The sequence below is a fragment of the Candidatus Hydrogenedentota bacterium genome (assembly GCA_013359265.1).
In the GTDB taxonomy this organism is placed as follows: Bacteria; Hydrogenedentota; Hydrogenedentia; order Hydrogenedentales; family SLHB01; genus JABWCD01.
This window is the reverse complement of record JABWCD010000011.1, coordinates 97556-119283: the sequence shown is the minus strand read 5'-3', so window position 1 is coordinate 119283 and position 21728 is coordinate 97556. Positions and strand designations below refer to the sequence as shown.

Sequence of the window (21728 nt, the reverse complement as noted above, 5' to 3'; positions counted from 1 at the left end):
TCTAAGCACTCCCTTGTTCGCGGAACTTGTGAAGAAACGGCCCGTAGCCGGCTTCGCCTAGCCAGAAATCCATCATGTGCGTGACGCCATTGCTGGTAATCGTCGCGCCGGACATGCCGTCGATTTCGTGTGGCGCCTCGTCGACGCTGCCTGCCTTCCCCTTAATCACTCTAATTGCGGGCTTGCCATCATCGTCGAACCCTTTGCGTCCGGGCCACAATGCCTTCCACTTCGGGTTGTCAACTTCGCCGCCGAGACCCGGCGTCTCTTTGTGATCGTAGTACGTAATGCCGCGGATCGTGTTGCCGTCGTGTTCGAGGGCAAGATAGCCGTAAAGCGTACCCCACAGCCCGTACCCTTCGATCGGGACCACGACTGCGTCGACCTTGCCTTCCTTCATGACATGGAAAACCAGCCCCTTGTTCGGAACACGCTTGATGCTCGAGCTGTTCTCGGGCGCGGGGTGGCTCTGCGCGGGATCGTCTCGCGCCGCGAGTTGATTGTACGACGCGGGATCGCCGTCCTCGACGTATTCGCCAGTCTTCAAATCGACGAGCTTCATTTCGGTGTTCTCGTCGAACAGTTTGACGACATCCTGGTTCGATACCTTTTCGCCGTCCTTGATAATCCCCGCAGCCATCAGAACATTGCGCTGCTTGTAGACCTTTCGGTTCAGTTCTTGGCGTTCGGCGAGGGCCACGGCCGAAACGGCGACCATGATCGAGCAGGCAATACAGACGATCGCCGCGAACATGATCGTGTATTTGACGGAATTAAGCTGCATTGCGCGCCAACCTCTTCTTGATGTTCGCCTTGACCACGTAGTGGTCGACCAGCGGCGCGAGCATGTTCATAAACAGAATCGACAACATCATCGCCTCGGGATACGCCGGGTTCACAACGCGCACGAGCACGACGAACGCGCCAATCATGAAGCCGTAGATCAGCTTTCCGGTGTTGGTGAAGGCGGATGAAACAGGGTCGGTCGCCATAAACACGGTGCCGAAGGCCCAGCCACCCATCACCATGTGCCAGTAGAACGGGATCTCGAACGACCCGTTCGTGGTCGAGTGGACCATGTTCATCAGCAGCGACATGACAATAGTGCCGACCGCGACGCCCGACATCGTGCGCCACGAGCCGACTCCCGTCGCAATCAGGATGACCGCGCCGATGAAACACATCAGCGCCGACGTTTCGCCCATCGATCCCAGCTCGACGCCGGAAAACGCCTTCCACCACGAGTAGCTGTGCTCGGAGGCGGCGTGGTTAAAGCCTTCTAAACGCGTTATACCGAGGATCGTCGCACCGCTGTAGCCGTCTACACGGGCGGCTTGGTCCGCGGCGACCCACACCTGATCTCCGGTAATTTGGCCGGGATACGCGAAAAAGAGAAATGCGCGCGCCACCAATGCGGGATTGAGGAAGTTCATGCCGGTTCCGCCGAATACTTCCTTGCCGAACACAATGCCAAAGCTGGTGCCGATAGCGACCTGCCACAAGGGGATCGTCGGCGGGAGCGTGAGTGGAATGAGCAGGCTCGTGACAAGGAACCCTTCGTTCACCTCGTGCTTGCGGACAATCGCGAATATGACTTCCCAAAACCCGCCGGCAAGAATGGTCACGACGTAGACGGGCAGGAAATACAGCGCGCCATGAAGGAAGCACGCGATCGGGTTGCTCGCGTTGTATCCGATACCGAGTGCCTGAATCACCGCGTTTTGAAACCCGGTAAGGCTCTCGATTTTCGCGGGGTCGATGGCGAGGTTCGCCTGATACCCGACGTTCCACATCGCGAAGACCGTACACGGAATGAGCGCGACCACGACGGTGATCATCATGCGCTTCAGGTCGAGTCCATCGCGCACGTGCGATGCGGTCCGCGTCACGGAATCCGGCGTGAACAGAAACGTGTCGTTCGCCTCGAACAAGGGGTACAGCTTTTCGAAGCGGCCGCCCCTCTCGAAGTTTTTCTTGACGCGGTTATTGAGATCGAGCAGGAATTTCATCAGCCTTCCTTGTCAATCTTGTTCAGCATCTCGCGCAGGTGCACGCCAAAGTCGTGCTTGCCCGGGCATACGAAGGTGCACAGCGCGAGGTCTTCTTCGTCGAGTTCGAGCACGCCGAGTTTTTCCGCTTCTTCCATGTCGCCGATCAACAGCGACCGAAGCAAGTACGTAGGCACAATGTCCATGGGCATGACCTTTTCGTACATGCCGATGGGGACCATCGCGCGCGGAGAACCGTTGGTATTCGTCGTAAACTCGAACTTGCCGCCGAACAGTTTCGAGGCGAATACGGGGATGATCGAAAACTTCTTCATGCCCGGCGCCGCCCATCCGAGGAATTCGCGGTCGCGCCCCTCGCGCAATACGGAAATCTGGTGGTGATACCGGCCAAGATAGCCGAAGATATCGCCGGCCGCGGCGCGACCCGACAATACAGAGCCGCTGACGACGCGCTGCTCGCCTTCCTTCAATTCGCCCTCGACGAGGTCCGAAGTTGATGCGCCGAGCCGCGTGCGTACCAAGCGCGGTCTCTTGACCGATGGGCCCGCCAGCGAAATAACGCGTTCAACGAAGAGTTTCCCGCTGCCGAAAAGCTTCCCGATGGCGATAATGTCCTGATAGTTCACGTGCCACACGGACTTCTTATGGCTGACCGGCGCCAGCCGGTTGATATGCACACCGACGGTGCCCGCGGGATGCACGCCCTCGAACTCTTCGATCTGAATGCCGGTGTTCGGGTTCGCGGGGATCGAGGCGCCGCGCGCTTTGCAGAGATACGTGCGCCCCTCAGTCAATTTGGCGACACAAATCAGTCCGCGCTCGAAGTCCTTTTCGTGTCCCTTGATGACCAGTTCAGGGTTTGGCGCGTGCGGGTTCGTGTCGGTCGCGGTGGCGAAGATCGCGAAAGGCGTCGTGTCCGGTGCGGGAACTTTGCTGAACGGGCGCGTACGCAGCGCGGCCCACAATCCGGACTCGACAAGCAGCGCTTTAATCTGATCGCGGCTGAGTCCCGCGGGATCGTTGCCGGTGAAGTTCGCGAACGCGGCCTGTTCGCCTTCGCCTTTCCGTTCGGCGGCGTCGAGTTCGACGACCACGGACTGAAACGCGCGCTTCTCGCCACGGTTGATGGCGACAATCGTGCCCGCGCCGGGCGATGTGTAGATAACGCCCGGGTTCTTCTTGTCCTCGAAAAGCGGTTGCCCGCGTTTGACGGAATCGCCGGCCTGCACAAGCATCGTGGGCCGCATACCGATATAGTCATCCGCCAGCAACGCGACACGCGTGATGCCACGGCCGGCGTCAATAACCTGCTCGGGGTCCCCCGCGATGGGCAGATTGAGGCCCTTCTTGATGGTGTGGACTGCCATTGTGCTAAATCACCTGTAAGTGACTACTTACCAGCTATTTACAGCCTAGCCGCCGCCTTAACCCAGCCTGGGCGCGTCGGCCGCACGCGCGTAACCGTATGGTCACCGCCAAATCCGGCAAACAGGCGATATTTTGCCACAATCTCCGCACCAAGGCAATTGTCGCTAATCGGCATCCAGTGCCGAACTACGGCCTTTATTTAATGCAAAATTGTGCGCTATATAGACTGTGTACTAGCTCTAATATCTTGAATTGTTGCGGATTAAATCGCACTTTTTTTCACGATTTCGGCGGGGCGTCCCAACACTCGTATTCAGGGCGATGGCGCCCATGCATCCTCAGGCCAATTCATGCGCCGCAGGACGTCCCCTAACCGGAACCTAACACGCGAGATTCTGTACCGATCGGATTCAGTCGAAGCCGCGTCGGCGAAGGAGATCGCCCGGGACGGACCGTCGTTTGGTTGCGGCCACCTCCGGGCTGTGCGATCCGGGTAATTACTTGCCGTCACTGTGCTTTGTGAGGTAACGGCGGCCCAACTGCCCGCCGTGTGGTTGCACCTCGTTCCCATTGTATGCTAAGCTAGCCCTTGTAATTGCGCGTCCTTGACACAAGAGTGGGTCGATCCCACTCTTTTTACTTGGTGCCCATGTGGGCCGAAAGGGGCTTACGTGGATACGCGGGAGCTGGTTCGGCGCGCCTGGCGCGAGATCGAGCCGCACCTGCTCGAACAGGGATTCGAGTTGGTGGAGCTGGAGTTCGCGGGGCAGGGCGGGCGCGGTATTTTGCGCCTGTACGTGGACCGCGAAGGCGGTGTCACGCTCGACGACTGTGTAGCGGTATCGCAGGTGTTGGGCCCGGTGCTGGACGCGGCGGAGTTTCTTACGGACAGCTATGTGCTGGAAGTGTCTTCGCCGGGTGTGGACCGGCCGGTGCGCAAGCCGGAAGATTTCGAGCGGTTCGCCGGCGAGCGGGTCACGCTGAAGAGCGCGATGCCGGTGGACGGGCGCAAGAAGTTCAAGGGCGTGATTCGTGGAGTCGTTGACGGCGCGGTGAGCGTCGAGTGTGATGGACAGGTATACGCCATCGCGTTTGAGAATGTGCAACGAGCGAACCTGGACCGGTAACGGCCGGGAGCGAGGTAAGTGCCGTGGACCCGAAAGAGTTGAACCTGCAGGCGATTTTGCAGCAGCTCCAGGCGGAGAAAAGCGTGGATCGCGCCACGCTGCTCGAGGCAATCCGCAGCGCGATCGAAACCGCCGCGCGCAAAAGCTTTCCGCCGACGGCGTCCATCGCAGTCGATATCGATCCGAAGACGCTCGCGTGGAAGGTGTTCGAGCTTCGCACGATCGTCGAGACTATCGAGGACCCGGCAAAGGAAATGTCGTTGGCCGAAGGCCAGCAAATGAATCCCGCGGCGCAAGTGGGCGACACGTTGAAGGTGCCCGCGGAAGCGAAGGACTTTGGCCGCATCGCCGCGCAGACGGCGAAGCAGGTGATTATTCAAAAGTTGAAGGACGCCGAGCGCGAAAACGTCTATGACGAGTTTAAGAAGCGCGAGGGCGAGTTGGTTACCGGCATCGTGAAGCGCGTGAGCCACGGAAACGTGATCGTGACCGTGGGCAAGGCGGAGGCGATTCTGCCGCAGAGCCAGCAGTCGCCGCGCGAGAATTTCAAGCCGGGCGACCGCGTGCGCGCGTATCTGCACGAGGTGGACAAGAACGCGCGCGGCCCGCAGGTGGTGCTGTCGCGCACGTCGCCGGAACTGGTGCGCGCGTTGTTCGACATGGAAGTGCCGGAGATTTACGACGGTACGGTCGAGATTCGTGCAATCGCGCGCGAGGCGGGCAGCCGCACGAAGATTGCCGTCGCGTCGAAGGACGCGAACGTCGATCCCGTGGGCGCGTGCGTGGGCATGAAAGGGTCGCGCGTGCGCGCGGTGGTCGAGGAATTGTGCGGCGAGAAGATCGACATCGTGCGCTGGAGCGACGATCCGGTCGAGATGTGCGGCAACGCGCTGAACCCGGCGGACATTCTCGACATCACCGTAGACGAAGAGACGAAGACGATTCTCGTGATTGTCCCCCACGATCAGCTTTCGCTCGCAATCGGCAAGCGCGGGCAGAACGCGCGGCTTGCGTCGCGGCTGATGGGATGGAGCATCGATATCAAGAGCGACGTCGAATTGACCGGCGTCGAAGTGGATGAAAGCGGCGCGCCCGTTGCCGGAGGGGCAGAGGGCGGCGCCGCAACCAGCGAGGCGGAGTGAACCATGCGTTCGCGATGCGCGCGCAAGTGAGTAACCGGGGTCTCGGGAGTAGGACTGAATGCAGACCGTTTCCAGCCTGTGCGATCGGCTCGGCATGTCGCCGGAGTGGGCCGTCGAACAGCTGCGCTACATGTTCATCGAAGTCGATGGACCTGAGTCCAAGATCGACGATGAATCGTGCGATCTGCTGATCGAAGTCTCCGACGACCCTAAGGTCGCGGAAAACATCCGAAAGAAAAAACTCGGCGAGGCGGACAAAGAGAAAGCGAAGGAAGAGAAGCGGCGGGCAGCCGCCAAGAAGGGCGCCGAAACCCGCAAGGCGAAAGCCGAAAAAGAACGCGCCGACAAAAAGGCGGCCGCCGAAGCCGCCAAGGCCCAGGAAGAAGAGCATCACCCCGTCGTCGAGATTGTTCGCGGCGACGCGGCGAACGCGGGCATAGTCCTTCCCGAAGTTAAGGTCCCCGTCGTCAAGAAGCCCGTCGCCAAGCCGGTGCCCGCCCCGAAGAAGAAAGTCGTCGAAAAACCCAAGGGCCCGGAAATCATCATCGGTAGCGCGGTCGATCGCGCGGAACCCGTGGTTGAAATCGTCCGCGCGGACGGAACGCACGTGAAGGTCGACGAGGCGGTCGTCGAGGAAATCCCCACCGGCCCGGTCATTGAAGAGGAAGAGGAAGAAGTCAGCGACGTCCTGGCGGAAGCCGAACGCGTCCAAGAAGAGGAAGAAGAGCGCAAGCTCAAGGCGGCGGCGAAGCCGCTCGCAAAGCCGGACCCCGCGGTCGTCGCGGAGGTGCAACGCAAGGCCGCCGAACTGATGGCCAAGCGCCTCGCGCAGCGCCAACAGGAAGCGCGGCGCGCGGGCACCGGCAAGACGGCGCGCAAGAAGCAGAAACGCGCGGAGAAGCAGCGTGGCGCGGATACCATCCAGCGCGACGCGGCCGCCGCGGTCAGCCAGTACCTTTCGGGCAGCCAGTTCGGCGTGGGCCCGCGCAAACGCAAACGCAAGAAGTTCCGGGCGGACACGGGGGAATACGAAATCGTAGAGGAATTGACCGAGTCGAACGTGATCGAAGTCGAGGAGACCATGTCGGTCGAGGAACTCGCCAACGCCATGGGCGCCGGCGTGAACGATCTGATCCTCGATCTGATGGACCTCAACATCATGGCGACCAAGAACCAGGAACTCGGACTGGACGTAATCAGGAAACTGGCGGAGCCAAAGGGCTTCGAAGTGCAGTCCGTCATTCCCGAGGAAACGGAACTTCTCATCGAGGAGCCGGACAAACCGGAGGACCTGCAGCCGCGCGCGCCGGTCATCACCGTGATGGGCCACGTGGACCACGGCAAGACGACCTTCCTCGATCGCGTGCGCAGCGCCAACGTCGCCGCGGGCGAAGCGGGCGGCATCACGCAGCACATCGCCGCGTACGATGTCCCCATCGGCAATGGCCGCGTCGTGTTTCTCGATACGCCGGGTCACGAAGCCTTTACCGCCATGCGCGCACGCGGCGCACAATGCACGGACATTGTCGTGCTGGTAGTCGCCGCGGACGACGGCGTCATGCCGCAAACGGTCGAGGCCATCGACCACGCAAAGGCCGCGGAAGTGCCCATCGTGGTCGCCGTCAACAAGATCGACAAGCCCGACGCGCAGCCCGACCGCATCCGCCAGGAACTCATCAAGTACGAGTTGACGGACGAAGCGTGGGGCGGCAAGACCATCATGAAGGATATTTCCGCGAAGCAGGGCGTCGGCGTGGACGATCTGCTCGAGCTGCTCGTGCTCCAGGCGGAAATGCTCGAGTTGAAAGCCAATCCGAACAAGAAAGCGCGCGGAACGATTATCGAATCGGAAATCTCGCGCGGGCAGGGCCCCGTGGCGTGGGTGCTGGTGCAGTCCGGCACGCTGCGCGTCGGCGATGTGTTCCTCGCGGGCGAATCGTACGGGCGCGTGCGCTCGATTCACACCGCGCGCGGCCAAAACGTCCTGGAAGCCGGACCGTCGACGCCGGTCGTCGTTACCGGGTTTAGCACGCCGCCGAACGCCGGCGATGCGTTTATCGCCGTCGCGGACGAACGCACCGCGCGCGCCATCGCCGAGAAACGCGCGGACTACGCGCGCCGCAAACAGGGCGCAGGCGCCAAGCGCATCACGCTCGAGGATTTCGCCGAGCAGATGATGGCGGGCGAAAAGAACGTGCTCAACGTCGTGCTGAAGGCGGACGTGCAAGGTTCGGTAGACGTGTTCGAGTCGAGCCTGGCGAAGATCGGTTCGAGCGAAGTGCAGGTGAAAGTCGTGCACAGCGGCGTCGGCGCAATCAACGAATCCGACGTGATGCTCGCCAGCGCGAGCGACGCGGTCATCATCGGCTTCCACGTGGCCGCGAGCCCGAAAGCGCAGAAACTCGCCGAGCAGCACGGCGTCGACATTCGCACCTACCGCATCATTTACGAAGCGATCGAGGAAGTCCGCCTCGCGCTCGAGGGTATGCTTGCGCCTGAATCGAAGGAAGTGGTGACCGGCCACGTCGAAATCCGCCAGGTGTTCCGCTCGTCGGCGCTCGGCAACATTGCCGGGTGCTACGTGCTCGATGGCGAGATCGCGCGCACATCGCTCGTGCGCCTGACGCGCGACGGCGTCGTCGTACACGAAGGCAAGCTGGGATCGCTCAAGCGCATGAAGGACGACGCGCGATCGGTCGCGGCGGGCTTCGAATGCGGCATCAAGCTCGACAACTACGAAGACATCAAGCCCGGCGACGTGATCGAGGCCTACCGCGTGGAGGCCGTGAAACGCACGCTGGAGTAAGGCGCGCGCAGTGACGATCGGTCTACTCACGCTCGACTTGTCGGTCCCCGGGTCCCGCTCGCTGAAGGACAAACGCCGCGTCGTCAAGGGGCTGAAAGAAAAACTGCGGAACCGGTACAATTGTTCCGTGTCGGAAGTCGGCGACAACAAGGACCATTGGGTCTATTGCCAACTCGCCGTATGCGTGGTCGGCGACGACAGCCGGTTTGTGAACACGCAACTCAATGAAATTGCGCACTACGCCGAGAACAATGCAAACGCGATTGTGACCGGCGTGAATATCGAGATGATGTGATGCCCCACGGTAGACCCACCCGCGTCGCGGAAGAGATACGAAAGCTCGTCGCCGAGTTGCTTACGAAGGGCGTGAAAGACCCGCGCATCGGCTTTGTGTCTGTCATGGGGGTGAAGATGTCACCCGATCTCGCGTACGCGGACGTGTTCGTGAGCCTGTTCGGATCGGACCAGGAGAAGAAGAGCTCCCTCGTGGGGTTGCGGCAGGCGTCGGGGTGGATGCGCCGGGAAATCGGCAAGCAGTTGCGCATGCGCGTTACGCCCGAATTGCGATTCACCGAGGACACGACGCTCGACGACGCGTACCGCCTCGAAGAGAAGTTCAAAGAGATTCACGCGGAGCAGAGCGGCCATGACCATCTCGACGCATGAGGCCGAACACGTTATCGGGGCGCTCCGGCAGGGTTCGCGCTTTCTCGTCACCAGCCACATCAGCCCCGACGGCGACGCGATAGGCAGTGTCCTTGCTTTGGCCCACTTGCTGCACGGCATGGGCAAGAGCAGCGTGACATGCGTGCTGGAAGACCCGGTGCCCCGCGTATACACGTGGCTTGACGGCGCCAGCGGGATCGTCGCTCCCGGCGCTGTCGTGGATTCGTACGATACGGCTGTCCTCATCGACGCGCATACCGCGGACCGCAGCGGAAAAGTCGCTCCGCTCCTTGCAAAGGCCGAGCGCTTTGTCGTTGTCGATCATCACCTTGTCGAAAGCGCGGACGGCGTCGTGAAATGGATCGATCCGACGTACGCGGCCGCGGGCGAGATGGTGTACGACCTTTTCATGCGGGGCGGCGTGCCGCTCACGCGGTCCGCGGCGGAGTGCATCTACACCGCGCAGACGACGGACACCGGCAGCTTCCGCTACTCGAACACCACCGCGCGGTCGCACCGCATCGCGTCCGTGCTGATGGACGCCGGAATCAACATTCGCGCGATTACCGAACGCGTGATTGACACGATGTCACGCGGCAAATACGGCCTGTTGCAGCGCGTGCTGGGCCGCATCCAATTTCTCGCGAACGGTACCGTTGCGTTTGCGGACATCTTATCCAACGATCTTGCGGAGACCGGCGCGTTGCCGGAAGACACGGACGGCCTCATCAACTATCTCCGCAACATCGAAGGTGTGCGTGTCGCGATGCTTTTCCGCGAAACCAATGGCGGCAAGACGAAAGTCAGCTTTCGTACGCAGCCGGAATTGAACGCCGCGGAACTGTGCCGCGCGTTTGGCGGGGGCGGTCACGCGGTGGCCGCGGGCGCGACGCTCGAGTGTTCGATCGATGACGCCCGCAAAACGGTGCTCGCGCATCTCCGATCGCATTCCGGTCTCGACCTATGAACGGCATCCTGCTGGTGGACAAACCGGCCGGCATGACATCGCACGATGTCGTCGACCGGATTCGTAAGGCCGCGAAAATGCGGCGCATCGGCCACACCGGCACCCTCGACCCCGCCGCGACGGGCCTGCTCATTCTCTGCCTCGGCAACGCGACGCGCCTGTCCGAATTTCTTACCGGACTCGATAAGGTATACGAAGGCACGATGCGCTTTGGGGTAATCACCGATTCGTACGATTTTGACGGCAAAGTGGTCGAAGAACGCCCTGTACCACCGTTGACGTCCGGCCAGATTCAACAAGCGTTCGACGAATTGACGGGCGATATCATGCAGGTGCCGCCGATGGTCAGCGCGGTCAAGGTGGGCGGCGAACGCCTTTACAAGCTCGCGCGCAAGGGCGAGACGATCGAGCGCGAACCGCGCAAGGTGACAGTCAAAGAATTCACGTTGCTCTCCTATGCCGAGCCGGACGCGGCGTTTCGCGTGCGGTGCACGCGCGGCACCTACGCGCGCACGTTGTGCTACGACGTAGGCGAGAAGCTCGGCTGCGGTGCGACGCTCGCCTCGTTGCGGCGCACGGCCGTGGGCAAGCACACGATCGAGCGGGCGAAACCCGTCGACGCGTTCCAATCGCCGGACGACGTGGCCGCGGCGCTGTTGCCGGTCAACGACGCGCTCGACCTTCCTGCTGTGTGCGTCCGCAATGCGAGCCGCGCCACCGTCGAAACGGGCGGCGCCCTCGAGCGGCGCGATCTGCGCAGCGATTGTCCGGCGGACAGTGGTTGGGTCCAGGTGAAGGCGGAAAACGGCGACCTCCTCGCGCTCGGCGAAGTGCAGTCGAATCTCGGCGTCGTGCGCATTCTGCCGAAACGGGTGTTGAGCGCGCGGTGATGCGCGTCATTCACGACATCCGCGCAACGCGCCTGGACGACTCGAATCCTGTCCTGACGATCGGCAGTTTCGACGGGGTCCACCTCGGCCACCGGGCGATCCTGGATGCGGTTGTCGCGCGTGCGAACGCGAACGGCGGCACCGCCGCAGTGTTGACGCTGCGTCCGCACCCGCGCGAGTTCTTCTCGCCCGGCCACGCGCCAAGCCTGCTTACGCACACCGCGAAAAAGCTCGAACTGTTCGAGCAAGCGGGCATCGAAGCCGTCGTAGTATTAAGGTTCGATGCGGACGTTGCCGCGCTGGAGCCGGAGGACTTCGTCCGCGAGATCATTGCCGATCGCTGCCGCGCGAAAGCCGTAGTCGTCGGCCACGACTTCCGCTTCGGGCGCAACGCGCGCGGCGATTTCGATCTGCTGCGGGAGCTGTCGCAACGGCACGGGTTCGACGTCGAACAGGTTCCGCCGCTACTGATGGACGGCGAGCGCGTGAGCAGCACGCTCATCCGCGAACGTTTGCTGCTCGGCGATCTCGAGAAAGCCGAAGCATTTCTCGGCCGCCCGTACTCGCTGGTCGGCCGGATTGTGCCTGGGCGGCACATTGGATCGACCATCGGCTTTCCCACCGCAAACATCCAGCCGCACCACAGCGCCATCCCCGCGCAGGGCGTCTACATCTGCGAGGCGAAACTCGCCGGCGCGCAATACCCCGCCGCGGTAAACATCGGCGTCGCCCCAACCATTCGCAACGAAGACCTCACCATCGAAGCCTTCCTCCTCGACTTCTCCGGCAACATCGACGGCAGCGAAATCGAACTCGTCTTCCGCCAACGCCTCCGCAGCGAAATCAAGTTCCCCACCGTGCAGGACCTCATCGCCCAAATTCACAAGGACGTCGAAGCGACGCGGGCATTTTTCGTTTCCGCCAGGGCATGATGGAACCGGGCCGTCCTGGAACCGAATACAGCGCACCGTGTTTGACCATAAACGGGCCGTGTGGTAACTTCATTGTGTCTATGGTCTTGGTACAAAACGGGTTCAGAAGTCCATGAAGAAGCGCTGCGTCAATGCACCAAAAGCCCCCGCCGCGGTGGGCCCATATTGTCATGCGACGGTAGCGGGCAACCTCATCTTTTTGTCCGGCCAGGGGCCCATGGCGCCTGACGGCAGCGGCCCGCGCCGGGACTCGTTCGAGGTGGAAGTGCGGCAGACGTTGGACAATATCCGGGCAGTGCTCGAAGGCGCGGGTTCCGGCCTTGAACATGTCGTGAAAACCAACGTCTATTTGTCCGACATGAACAACTTCGCCGAGATGAACGGCATCTACAAAGAGTATTTTCCGAGCGAACCGCCCGCGCGCACGACGATTCAGGCGGGCCGTCTTCCCTTGGATTTTCGAATCGAAATCGACGCCATCGCCATCCTCCCCGAATAGCACGCATGCGGACGTTATCGCCAAGTTGTTTTTGTATTGCCGCGGTCGTGGCGGCAACGATTATCGTTGCCGTGTCGCCCGCGTTCGCGGAATCGTCCGCGGCGGAATACAATGCGCAAGGCGTGCAGGCGTACAACGCGAAGGACTGGGAATCGGCGATCCACTCGTTCGAAAGCGCGTACCGGATGGAGCGCGCGAACCCGACTGTCCGCCGCAATCTGTGCAACGCGCTTCAGGCGCAGGCGAACGAATACGCGCGCGCGGAGGATTTCGACACGGCGACGAAGCTGCTCGCGCAGGCCATCACTGTCGATCCGGAAAATGCGTCGCCGCTGATCCAGTTGGGTTCGTACTATCTTCACGTCGACATGAACGCCGACGCCGCCGCGCGGCTTGCGGAGGCGGTCGAACTCGATCCGGCCAATCTCGACGCGCAGGAGTTGTTGGGCGACGCGTACTACAAACAGAACAACGTCGCCGACGCGGTCGCGCAGTGGGAATACGTGCGCGAAACCGATCCGGGCCGCCGCGGGCTCGACGCGAAGCTCGAGAAGGCGCAGCGCGAAGCGAGCGTCGAGAACTCGTTCAGCAAGTCGGCGTCGTCGCACTTCGAGTACCTGCACAAGCCGAATATTAACGGCGTCGACCTGAACAAGGTGTTGCGCATTCTCGAACGCGCGTACCGCGAGATCGGCGTGAAGACCGGCATGTATCCGCCCGCGCCGATTCAGGTGAGCGTGTACGACGCCGAGGACTTCGAACGTGCAACGCTGCTCGGCGATCACGTCGGCGCGGTGTACGACGGAAAAATCCGCGTGCCGATCCGCGACAAGGCCGGCAACGTCCTGGCGGAAGATGAACTGACGCGCCGCCTGTATCACGAGTACACGCACGTCGTCGTGCGGACGTGGGCGGGAAACAAGGTGCCGTGGTGGTACAACGAAGGCCTCGCCGAAACGTTTTCGAACGACCTCAGCGCGGCGGATTCGGCGCTTCTGCGCGAAGCCAACGCGCAAGGCCTGCTCTTCCCGCTCGCCGATCTCGAACAGGCGCAATTGAAGAAACTCGATCCCGACGCGCTGAACCTCGCATACCGGCAAGCGCACGCGACCGTCGATTTTCTCTGGAAGAAATACGGCGCCCGGGGCATGTCCGCGATGTTGGAAAGTTTGCGCGCAGGCGCCAGTGCGGAGGAATCGCTGATCGAAAGCCACCGCCTCAATTACGACCTGTTGCAGCGCGAAGTCGTGCAAACGATTGGTACCGAACTGGCCCAGCGGTAAGCCACTTCACGTTCCGTAATGTGAGATCTCGTGCTCGTAATCGTAGTCGAGTATTGGGTCCCAGGAATTTCGAGCTAACGCTACTATCTACACGATGAAATCCTTCTGCGATACTATTTCCAACTTCGATTCTCGATCGCGATTACACAAACGATTACGATTGCGAATGAATGCAATTGTCCCGACACTTCTTATTCCCGTCGCGATTCTTCCCATTAGCTGCGCAACCACACCCGATCCAAAGCCCATCGACCTCGCGACGCTCGAATCCGCGCGCGAGGCGGGCGGCGGCGTTGCGGGACCGTGGACTCCGCTCGAGGACGGGATTACCAACCTTGTCCCGGATGGTGTCGAAATCGCGGAAGGCCAAGTGCGCGACGGCACCGGTGTGAGCATCGGCTTGCTGAAGGGGTTCAATGCGCGCAACCTCGCCATCGAGGCGAACGTGAACTACAGCGGCGGCGGCGCGCCGGGATTGATCTTTCGCGCGCAGGAGAAGGACGGCGTGATCACGGACATGTACGCCGCAACGCTTTTCGCGAACGGCGCAAACGTGTGGCGGTTCAGCGGCGGGCGGTGGATGCTGATGTTGACCGAGGCGGCGAAGATTACCCCGCGTGTGCCGCACGCGTTGCGTGTCGAAGCGAAGGGCGATAGAATCCAGGTGTACGTGGACGGCCAACCGCTGTCGGAACTGCGGGACGACAGCCTTACCGCCGCGGGGCGCGCGGGCATCCGTGCGCTCGAGGGTCCCTGCAAGTTTTCCGGTCTGCGCGCGAGCGAACGATAAGCGCCCCGCGCCGCCAGGAGTCAATCACGTGACGCGAGTATCTGCTGCGATCCTGTTGTGTCCCTTTTGGGCCTTCGCGGCAGCCCTGTCCGGCCAGGTCACCGCCCCGGGAAATCAGGGCGTTGCGAACGCGCGCGTGTGGGTCGAGGCGGGCCTCGGCGCGGCGCTGCTGGAAACGCGCACGGATGCAACCGGTTCGTTTTCGTTTGACTCGCTGCCCGCGGGATTGCTGGGCGTGTTCGCATATGCGGATGGTTATGCGTTCAACGGCGCCAGCGTCAACGCGGGGCCCGCCGACGACATCAAGGACGTGCGCATTACGATGCTCGCTCCAGGCACGGTCGGCGGGCGCGTGGTGGACACACGCGGCAAACCGGTCGCGGGCGCGCGCATCACCCGCGTGTTGCTGCAAGGCGACGCAACGGTCGGTGTGCCCTGCGCCAAGCTGGCGCAGTTCGGTTTCGAGGAGCCGGCTTCCGACGCGGAGGGCCGGTTTACGGTTCCCTTGCTCCCTACGGGCGCGAAGGTTGCCTTGAAAGTGGGACATCCCTCGTACGCACAGCAGAGCGTCGGCGATCTCACCGTCGGCGAAACGGCGGCGCGCGTGCAACTGTACGAAGGCGTGCTGCTGCGGGGCAGCGTGCGTTCGCGCAACGGCGGCGCGGCCGTGTCGAACGCGACCATCGTGATCAGCACGGCGCGCGAACCGATCACGACAACCCTCGCGAAGAGCGACATTAGTGGAAACTTCATGGTGCGGCTCAACCCGGGCGCGTACCTGTATCAGTCCGCGAGCATGGAACTGCGCAGTCCCGGTTGGGAGAAGCTGACCGTTTCCGGACAGGAACCCACGCAGGAGGTGGTGCTGCGCGTAGCGGGAACGGGGACCATTCGCGGCGACGTGCGCGACGCCGTCACCTCGTCGCCCATCGCGGGTGCGCGCGTGGCGTTGTCGGCGTTCGGATCGCGCGCGGCCATTGTCACAACAGGCGCATCCGGCACCTTCGAGTTCACCGCGGTCGAAGGCGAAAACACCGTCGAGGTCAAACCCGCGGCGGGATATGTCAAGCCGGAGCGGCCCTACGTTACGCTCAGCGTCAAGCAGGGCGAAACCGCGGTCTTGCCAACGTACTGGCTAAGACCCTTGCCGGCATACCGCGTGGTCGTGGTGGACGCCGATCAGAAACCGGTCCCCGGCGTCATCGTTCGATTGATTCGCCCGATGCAATACCGATGGTACGTGACCGACGACGCCGGAAGCGTTTCGCTCAACGTCGCGAGCGTGCCCGCGAGCGGCAAGATCGTCGGCATGGCCGAACACCCGCAGCGCCGCGAAGGCGCGTTGTTCTCGCTTGATGCGGGCACGGCGAAGGACGCGAAGGTGCAGTTGCTCGCGCTGGGCGCCGTGTCGGGCACCGTCGTCACCGCGAAAGACAAACCGATCGAAGGCGCGATTGTCGGCGGCCTGTTCCAGAGCGACGCGGACGACGAACCCCTGCCGTTGTGGCGTACCACGACCGGCGCGGACGGCCGGTTCGTCTGGAACAATGCAGTGCCGCTGGTTCCCGCGGCGTGCCTCGCGAACGCGGGCAACGACCTGTTTGGCCGATCGATTCCGTTCAACATCGCACCGGCCGCCACACAGGACGTTGGCCGCATCGTCATACGCGAACCAGACGACGCTAAGGACAAGCGCGTTGTAAAGTCCAAAGGATTGGCCGGCAAGAAGCTGGAGTGGTATACCGGCAAGACGGTCTCGGGGACTTTGCCCTCGCCCGACGAATTGCGCGTGGGCCGTGCCGCCGTCGTCGTGTACACCGCGCCCGGCGAAGCCGCGATGGTGATCGATGCACTGTCGTCCGCGCACAGGACGTTGCGCAACTCCGACCTGTTGTGCGTCGCCGTAGTGGACGGTGTGTACTCGGGTGCGGCGCCGGACAACGTCTTGGTCATGCAGGGCAAGTCGCCCGGTCCCGCGACGACATACGTGCTCGATTCAACGGGCCGCGTTGCGGTCGAGACATTGGGCATGCCGCCGGCATCCGCGTTCGTGCCGGCAGGATGATCCAGCAACTCATTTTGGATTTTGGATTTTGAATCTTGGATTAGGTGACAAATCAGCGCATGGCGGTCCAGGGTTTCGGGACCATCGTTTGCGCTTTGTGCTGCGTTCACAACGTATCCAGGCGCCGGCGGCTCGCATTTCAATCCAGAATCCAGAATCCAGAATCCAAAATCTTCCGTCTCGCGCCGCCGCTTACGTCGCGTACCTTTGCCTCAGCCTCGCGCTTACTCTTTCCGTCCCTGCCTACACAATTTCCGGCACGGTCATAGACAACCAGGCGAAACCTGTTCCAAATGCTCTGGTCTGGCTCAATCAGGACCGCACACCCAAAAAAGCGGAGTGTGACGCGAACGGCGCATTTACGTTTCAGGATGTAGCGGTCGGCCCCGTCGAGATCGTCGCGTGGAAGGACGGCTATTCGTGCGGCGGTCTCGACGCCTTGGTGGCGGGCGACGCGGCGATTTCCATTGCGCTTGGCGAGCCGGACACGATCTCAGCGCGCATCATCGAGCGGCGGATCGATCCGCGTACGGCCGCGTCTACTCCTCCATCTCCAATCGTTGGCGCAAGCGTATTGACGATGTACGTTAACGATGCGTTTCACGTCTCGGTCGAGGACCTCTCACGGCTCGGCTTTCCAAACCCGCGCAGCGATGAAACCGGCGAACTGCAAATCGCAATGCTGCCCAAGGGCAGCTACGTGAGCTTCACGATCACGCACCGCGAGTTTGCGGAGCATCGCGTGCCCAGCTATCCCGCCGGCGGGAAGCCGCTGACCCTGCCAATGGTAAAAGGCATCGCGCTTTCCGGCCGCGTGACGAACGATGCGAAGGAAGGTGTCGCGAAGGCGCGCGTATCCATCCTTCGGTCCGGCCCGCCGCCACTGAAGGAATACAAGGAAACGCGCACGGACGCGGACGGGTTCTATCGCGCGCTGGTGGAACCCGGCGACTATTTTGTTGTCGCTCGCTACACGGGTTACGCGAGCGTGACGCCCAAACGCGTCAGCGTCGCACGGGATACGGAAGAAACCGAGTGCGACGTTTCGCTTACAGTTGGCTACCGCATCGCGGGACGCGTGACGGGGAAGGACGACAGTCCGGTCGGCGGCGTGACGGTCCAGTATGTCGCCGAGGACACGGTCTACGATGAATCGATTACCAGCGCGGACGGAGCGTTTACCCTCACGGCGGGCGCGGGCGCGGGCAAAGTACACGTCCAGGCGCCGGAAGGGTACATCGCCGAAAAGGGCACGGACATCGAGATCAAGGTGTTGAGCCAGGACATTACGCTGGCGAACCCGATACGTATCACCGAATTGCCGGAAATCACGGGCACGGTCGTCGACGAAACCGGCGCGCCGCAATCGAACGTCATCGTCTCGTCCATCGATCTCGATCCGCAGGCGTGGACTGTGTCCGGCGCCGACGGAGCGTTTTCGGTGCGGCTCGACGAAGCGCCGCGCGGCGGTACGGCCACGTTCCGCGCGGAGCACACGCGGCGGTTCACGCGCAAAGATTTTACAGTAATGTTTGCCGATCTCCAGCCACAACGGATTGCGTTGGAGGAATTCGAGCCGAACCTCGCGCCGTGCAATCCCGCGCGCGTGACGAACAAACTCGACGGGTTCCGCAATGTTGACGCGCCCGAAATCGACTGCAAGCAGTGGTTCAATCTGGCGTCCGAAGGCGGCGCACCGCCGAAACTCACGATGGAATCGCTGAAAGGCAGTGTCGTCGTGCTGATCTTTTGGGGCGGGTTCGATACGACACCGAAGGGATTATTGCGTCTCACGCAGATGAATACGCTCTACGAGGCCTTTCGCGACGCGGGCGACGTAAAGTTCATCGGCATTCACGACAGCGGCAGCGACTCGAAAGACGTGACCGAGTACATCGGCGCGTACCATGTCGCGTATCCCGTCGGCATCGACAACGAAACAGTAACCTTCGACCTCTACGATATCTTCGCAATCCCGCAGATCGTGCTCATCGACAAGAAAGGTATCCTCCGCTATTACGATGTGGACGGAAGATTGCTCGAACTCATCAAGAGCCTGCGCCGCGAAGCCGGATAGCCGGTACTAGAGAACAGTCTGCTGCGTCTGACCGGTTAGACACGCTCGCGCAATTCAAGTTTGAGCACACTGTCTGTTTCGTGCTCCTGCTCGTGAGTCGTCATCGTACTCGCACTCGATACTCGAAAAGATCGAGTACGATGACGAGCAGGATCCTCCTTCGCCCGATCAGCTTCAGAGGATTAGTCACGAGCACGCGGTGCAGTCGACCTCGAAACGCTCTCGACGCGTGCATTCATCCCCCTTTTGAAGGGGGTGGTCCGCGGTAGCGGACCGGGGGATGTCACTCCCGCTGTTCCTTGATCGCTTCCTTCAACTCAGCCAGCACGGGCAACGTCGCGGCCGGGTCCTCGAAATAGCCCTCGATCCACTTCACCATCGTCTCGACCACGTGCGCGCGCCACCGCACCGCGGGCCGCGCCAACTCGTCGCGCAGATACAGTACGTCGCGCAGGAGACACTTCCGTTCTTCTCCGTCAAGCGGCGAGAAATCCGCTTCCTGCACCAGGCGCTCCATGAGCGACGGCACGTTCGCAAACGTTTCCTCGATGTCTCCCGGCGCGGGCGGGTACTGCAGGTTGAACTCGAACCGGTTCTCGACAAGGTCGATGCCCTTCGCGGTGATGCGCGTTGCCGCGAACCACGGCGGGTTGTACCCCATCATCAGTTCGACGTACCCCTTGTCGCTCAGATAATGAATGTTCGCGAGCAGATCTTCCCGCGGCACCATGCTGTCCGCCAACACGTCCTCCGGCGTCAGCATCTCGAGCGGGTCTTTCAAATAATGTTCGTACAGCACGGTCAACAGCCTGCGCCGCACGGATTTGGGATGAGCAGACATCATGCTCCAAGTATACCAGCGAAACTGGAACGGCGCGCAAAACGCTGCACACCCACCTTCGCGTAGATTTAGTTCTGCCGTCCGGGAGGTGTAAACTGTATGAAGGGTCATGACCAGTACTTATGGGTAAAACCTTACGGAAGGACCACACATAATGAGTCACAAAGCGATAGCCGCTACACTCGTATTGCTCATCTCTCTTGGCCTGGGCTGCGCGACCTCAGGCACGACCGGCGCCTGGATTACTTTGTTCGACGGCAAAACCTTGAACGGGTGGATTCAGAAGAACGGCCTGGCAACGTACCGCGTCGAAGACGGGACGATCGTGGGCCGATCCGAGAAGAACAGCCCGAATTCGTTCCTGTGCACCGAGAAGGACTACGGCGACTTCGAGCTGATGTTCGACGTAAAACTGTTCAACCCCGAACTCAATTCCGGCGTGCAAATTCGCTCGCAGACCAAAGCGCCGGAAGGCGGCGAGAAATTCGGACGCGTGAACGGCCCGCAGGTGGAAATCGCCGCGGGCGGTGCGGACGGCTCCGATTCCGGCTACGTTTACGGCGAAGCGTGCGGCGGATGGATGTCGCCGGACGGCACGCGCGATCTGCACAAGGCCTTCAAAGTAGGCGAATGGAACAGCTACCGCGTCGTCGCGCAGGGCCCGCGCATCCAAACCTGGATTAACGGCCAGCAGATAGAAGACCTCGTCGACGAAGCGAAACTCGCGTCGCACCCGAAAGGCTTCATCGGCCTCCAGGTCCACGGCGTCGGCGACAAGGGGCCCTACGAAGTCGCCTGGCGCAACATCAAAATTAAACCGTTATAGACACAGCATTCGCATTCAATCGAAACGGACGGCGTGACCGCTCTATCGTGCTCGTGCGTTACCAAGTTTCCACCTACATTCTCGTTACCAAATTTCCAATTGGTAACGCGCTCTTGAAAAGCTCTGCTTTGATCCCTCAGGAAATGATCTCCACACTATCACCCACTTGCACCCTACCCCCGTCAACAACCGTCGCGTAGATGCCGAAATTCTGCGCGGCATCGCGGACGATCGATCGCAATATCGACGGGTCCTTCGGCAACCCGTCCTGCGCGTGCATCGTCATCCCGCAACGCACCGTCGGAATTGTGCACTGCAACTCGACGCCGCCGATACGAATCGTGCGGCCGCCCCACTCACGCTCGACAAGCCCCTCAATCCCCGGCGCGGTCTCGATCAATAAATTCGGACGGAACCGGCGGGCGTCCCACGCCGCTTCCGGGTTCACCTTCCTCATCGCATCGAGTGACGCCGTCGTCAGCAGGTGAATCGGAAACGCGTCGAAATACGTCCCCGGCGGCGTTGCAAACTCGAAGAGTTCGCCGGGCAATTCGGCCAAGTCCGGAATCGGTTCGTCCGCTTCCCGGCTGAACTCACCGCGCAACTGCGCGTTCAGCGGCGTATACGGCGCGACCGCCTGCAACACGCGCCGGAACGTCTTCGACCTGCCCATCCATCCCACAACCGACGCGCCCGGCTGTCTGCGCCGGTAATGCGCCTTATCGCTCGCAGGCTGCACCGGCCACAATGACACCCGCGCACCGAGAAACTCCGACAGACGGTCATTCGCGTTTGCATCATCGCTGGCGATCACCGACCCATCCGGAAAGCGAATCGAAACATGATTACTCATGGGGACTGACGCCGACTTTTGCGAAGGCTCTGCGGGCACGGGGACTGACACCGACTTTCGCGGAGGCTCGGCGGGCACGGGGACTGACACCGACTTCTGCGAAGGCTCTGCGGGCACGGGGACTGACACCGACTTTTGCGGAGGCTCGGCGGAGCGAAACTCGGTGTCTGTCCCTTCCACAACGCCTTCCACAACGGAGACCATCACCGCTTCGGTGTCTGTCCCTCCCCCGACGTACCCTGCCTGGCACTGCATCAGCGCCGGCCATTTCTTCCCCCCGCGAATCTCCCGCGATGCCTCATCCCGCAACGCCCATCCCCTATCACCGGCCAATCCGCTTTGCGTGACTTCGCACGCTTCCATCCTCTCGCCACCCATCGACTTCACCGGGTAACGCCACACCTCTCGAACAATGCCCACGTTCATTGGATTCGACCCGCCTCGTGCATATCGCCGCCTCGCTCGGGGCTGAGTATAGCGAACAACTGCAACCTGAGCCTACACTCTGGTTACGATGACATCCGCCCGCCCGCTTTTGTTCGTCTGCGGGATACTCTTTGTAAGTAAACTCCGATTCGGGTTACCAA

Annotated in this window: 19 protein-coding genes; 14 read left to right on the top strand and 5 right to left on the bottom strand. The window is 61.7% G+C overall.

The features are described 5' to 3' along the window. Position 1 precedes the first annotated feature (1 nt). From HUU46_11885 to HUU46_11875, 3 genes are read right to left on the bottom strand one after another with little or no spacing between them, the layout of a single operon-like run. Entirely contained in the window at positions 2-784 is a 783-nt protein-coding gene (locus HUU46_11885; GenBank protein ID NUM54337.1) for a Na(+)-translocating NADH-quinone reductase subunit C, read from the bottom strand. Next, positions 774-2009: an NADH:ubiquinone reductase (Na(+)-transporting) subunit B gene (locus HUU46_11880; GenBank protein NUM54336.1), complete on the bottom strand. Its 1236-nt coding sequence runs from the start codon at positions 2007-2009 to the stop codon at positions 774-776. The genes HUU46_11885 and HUU46_11880 overlap by 11 nt, the downstream gene beginning before the upstream one ends. Further along, the gene (locus HUU46_11875; protein ID NUM54335.1) at positions 2009-3376 is read right to left on the bottom strand and encodes a Na(+)-translocating NADH-quinone reductase subunit A; all 1368 of its coding nucleotides are present in this window, start codon (positions 3374-3376) and stop codon (positions 2009-2011) included. Before HUU46_11875 ends, HUU46_11880 begins: the two co-directional genes overlap by 1 nt. A gap of 672 nt (positions 3377-4048) precedes the next feature. Between HUU46_11875 and HUU46_11870 the strand changes: the two genes are divergently transcribed. The 13 genes from HUU46_11870 to HUU46_11810 all read left to right on the top strand — a co-directional run bounded on the left by HUU46_11870 (position 4049) and on the right by HUU46_11810 (position 18621). Beyond that, complete coding sequence (locus tag HUU46_11870; protein NUM54334.1) at positions 4049-4504, top strand: ribosome maturation factor RimP; 456 nt, start codon at positions 4049-4051, stop codon at positions 4502-4504. Positions 4505-4542: 38 nt separating this feature from the next. Continuing rightward, on the top strand, positions 4543-5646 hold the full coding sequence (nusA, locus tag HUU46_11865; protein ID NUM54333.1) for a transcription termination/antitermination protein NusA: 1104 nt from the start codon (positions 4543-4545) through the stop codon (positions 5644-5646). A gap of 58 nt (positions 5647-5704) precedes the next feature. Continuing rightward, a complete protein-coding gene (gene infB, locus HUU46_11860) occupies positions 5705-8452 on the top strand; it encodes a translation initiation factor IF-2 (protein NUM54332.1) in 2748 nt (915 codons plus the stop codon). A gap of 10 nt (positions 8453-8462) precedes the next feature. Further along, positions 8463-8747 (top strand): DUF503 domain-containing protein, encoded by a 285-nt coding sequence (locus HUU46_11855; GenBank protein ID NUM54331.1) that lies wholly within the window; start codon positions 8463-8465, stop codon positions 8745-8747. Continuing rightward, positions 8747-9118 (top strand): 30S ribosome-binding factor RbfA, encoded by a 372-nt coding sequence (gene rbfA / locus HUU46_11850; protein ID NUM54330.1) that lies wholly within the window; start codon positions 8747-8749, stop codon positions 9116-9118. The genes HUU46_11855 and rbfA overlap by 1 nt, the downstream gene beginning before the upstream one ends. Further along, on the top strand, positions 9099-10085 hold the full coding sequence (locus HUU46_11845; GenBank protein NUM54329.1) for a bifunctional oligoribonuclease/PAP phosphatase NrnA: 987 nt from the start codon (positions 9099-9101) through the stop codon (positions 10083-10085). Before rbfA ends, HUU46_11845 begins: the two co-directional genes overlap by 20 nt. After that, positions 10082-10975, top strand: a complete 894-nt coding sequence (truB, locus tag HUU46_11840; protein ID NUM54328.1) for a tRNA pseudouridine(55) synthase TruB — start codon at positions 10082-10084, stop codon at positions 10973-10975. The genes HUU46_11845 and truB overlap by 4 nt, the downstream gene beginning before the upstream one ends. Beyond that, on the top strand, positions 10975-11907 hold the full coding sequence (locus HUU46_11835) for a bifunctional riboflavin kinase/FAD synthetase (GenBank protein NUM54327.1): 933 nt from the start codon (positions 10975-10977) through the stop codon (positions 11905-11907). Before truB ends, HUU46_11835 begins: the two co-directional genes overlap by 1 nt. A gap of 112 nt (positions 11908-12019) precedes the next feature. Beyond that, positions 12020-12406: a RidA family protein gene (locus HUU46_11830; GenBank protein NUM54326.1), complete on the top strand. Its 387-nt coding sequence runs from the start codon at positions 12020-12022 to the stop codon at positions 12404-12406. A 5-nt stretch (positions 12407-12411) separates the two neighbouring features. Further along, the gene (locus tag HUU46_11825; GenBank protein NUM54325.1) at positions 12412-13689 is read left to right on the top strand and encodes a tetratricopeptide repeat protein; all 1278 of its coding nucleotides are present in this window, start codon (positions 12412-12414) and stop codon (positions 13687-13689) included. 166 nt (positions 13690-13855) lie between these two features. Continuing rightward, positions 13856-14479 carry a hypothetical protein gene (locus HUU46_11820; GenBank protein NUM54324.1) on the top strand — a complete coding sequence of 208 codons (624 nt, stop codon included), beginning with the start codon at positions 13856-13858 and terminating at the stop codon, positions 14477-14479. 28 nt (positions 14480-14507) lie between these two features. Next, a complete protein-coding gene (locus tag HUU46_11815) occupies positions 14508-16544 on the top strand; it encodes a carboxypeptidase regulatory-like domain-containing protein (protein ID NUM54323.1) in 2037 nt (678 codons plus the stop codon). A gap of 97 nt (positions 16545-16641) precedes the next feature. After that, positions 16642-18621, top strand: a complete 1980-nt coding sequence (locus tag HUU46_11810) for a carboxypeptidase regulatory-like domain-containing protein (protein NUM54322.1) — start codon at positions 16642-16644, stop codon at positions 18619-18621. 283 nt (positions 18622-18904) lie between these two features. On the opposite strand, the gene HUU46_11805 is transcribed toward HUU46_11810, so the two are convergent. Beyond that, positions 18905-19465, bottom strand: a complete 561-nt coding sequence (locus tag HUU46_11805; GenBank protein NUM54321.1) for a hypothetical protein — start codon at positions 19463-19465, stop codon at positions 18905-18907. 151 nt (positions 19466-19616) lie between these two features. Here HUU46_11805 and HUU46_11800 point away from each other — a divergent pair, with 151 nt between their 5' ends. After that, positions 19617-20288 (top strand): DUF1080 domain-containing protein, encoded by a 672-nt coding sequence (locus tag HUU46_11800; protein NUM54320.1) that lies wholly within the window; start codon positions 19617-19619, stop codon positions 20286-20288. Positions 20289-20424: 136 nt separating this feature from the next. Here HUU46_11800 and HUU46_11795 read toward each other — a convergent pair whose 3' ends face one another. Beyond that, positions 20425-21567: an MOSC domain-containing protein gene (locus HUU46_11795; GenBank protein ID NUM54319.1), complete on the bottom strand. Its 1143-nt coding sequence runs from the start codon at positions 21565-21567 to the stop codon at positions 20425-20427. Between the last annotated feature and the right edge of the window lie 161 nt (positions 21568-21728).

Coding starts and splice junctions, on each gene's coding strand:
- HUU46_11835 (NUM54327.1), top strand. CDS start 10,975: ATGCGCGTCATTCACGACATCCGCGCAACGCGCCTGGACGACTCGAAT.
- HUU46_11820 (NUM54324.1), top strand. CDS start 13,856: ATGAATGCAATTGTCCCGACACTTCTTATTCCCGTCGCGATTCTTCCC.
- rbfA (NUM54330.1), top strand. CDS start 8,747: ATGCCCCACGGTAGACCCACCCGCGTCGCGGAAGAGATACGAAAGCTC.
- HUU46_11845 (NUM54329.1), top strand. CDS start 9,099: ATGACCATCTCGACGCATGAGGCCGAACACGTTATCGGGGCGCTCCGG.
- HUU46_11800 (NUM54320.1), top strand. CDS start 19,617: ATGAGTCACAAAGCGATAGCCGCTACACTCGTATTGCTCATCTCTCTT.
- infB (NUM54332.1), top strand. CDS start 5,705: ATGCAGACCGTTTCCAGCCTGTGCGATCGGCTCGGCATGTCGCCGGAG.
- truB (NUM54328.1), top strand. CDS start 10,082: ATGAACGGCATCCTGCTGGTGGACAAACCGGCCGGCATGACATCGCAC.
- HUU46_11805 (NUM54321.1), bottom strand. CDS start 19,465: ATGATGTCTGCTCATCCCAAATCCGTGCGGCGCAGGCTGTTGACCGTG.
- HUU46_11875 (NUM54335.1), bottom strand. CDS start 3,376: ATGGCAGTCCACACCATCAAGAAGGGCCTCAATCTGCCCATCGCGGGG.
- HUU46_11830 (NUM54326.1), top strand. CDS start 12,020: ATGAAGAAGCGCTGCGTCAATGCACCAAAAGCCCCCGCCGCGGTGGGC.
- HUU46_11885 (NUM54337.1), bottom strand. CDS start 784: ATGCAGCTTAATTCCGTCAAATACACGATCATGTTCGCGGCGATCGTC.
- HUU46_11880 (NUM54336.1), bottom strand. CDS start 2,009: ATGAAATTCCTGCTCGATCTCAATAACCGCGTCAAGAAAAACTTCGAG.
- HUU46_11825 (NUM54325.1), top strand. CDS start 12,412: ATGCGGACGTTATCGCCAAGTTGTTTTTGTATTGCCGCGGTCGTGGCG.
- HUU46_11795 (NUM54319.1), bottom strand. CDS start 21,567: ATGAACGTGGGCATTGTTCGAGAGGTGTGGCGTTACCCGGTGAAGTCG.